Below are 535 nucleotides of genomic sequence, written 5' to 3'. Positions count from 1 at the left end.
TTTGACCTGCCAGGCAAAACTTTTCATCGCCGTTGCCTGGTCCGGCGTCAGGTCAGGCACCCTGAGAGCAAAGAGTTTATCGCTGTGCGCCAGCGCCTGCTGAAGGGTAATCACTTGTACGCCGGCGCCGGTGGCTTCCGCAACCTGACCTTCGCCAACATACAGCGCGACGTGGCTTACGGAAGAGGCGCTGAAGGCGCGGATCCCAAGCGATGTGACGCCCAGGCTGGAGGAGAACAGCAGGTCGCCGGAGCGCAGGTCGCTTTCGGCGATTTCGCGCAGTCCGCTGCCGGCAATCGAGCTTTGACGCTGGAGGGTAACAGCCCAGGATGATGAATGGTCATCGGCAGCAGATGTGGAAGGCGAGCTGCGGCCGACGTCCAAGGTACAGGCGGTAAGTAGGAGCAGGGCAAAAGTAAGCAGTCCGCTGCGGAGGAGATGTGCAGTCATTGGTACTGTCCTTGTAAAAAAAAAGGCCCTGACATCCGTTCAGGGCCCTGAGGTGGGTGTTAGCCTTTTATCGCTTTAACCAGAT

General features: G+C 58.7%; 1 protein-coding gene. It reads right to left on the bottom strand.

Features of this window, described 5'->3' with window-relative positions; all coding sequences use genetic code 11:
• A partial coding sequence (locus HHU12_RS34790) for a YiiX/YebB-like N1pC/P60 family cysteine hydrolase (protein WP_205960115.1) occupies positions 1–450 on the bottom strand: 450 nt, incomplete at its 3' end.
• Positions 451–535 lie beyond the last annotated feature (85 nt).

The organism is Flammeovirga aprica JL-4, assembly GCF_012844305.1.
Taxonomy (GTDB): Bacteria; Bacteroidota; Bacteroidia; order Cytophagales; family Flammeovirgaceae; genus Flammeovirga; species Flammeovirga aprica.
This window is presented reverse-complemented; position numbering and strand designations above follow the sequence as displayed.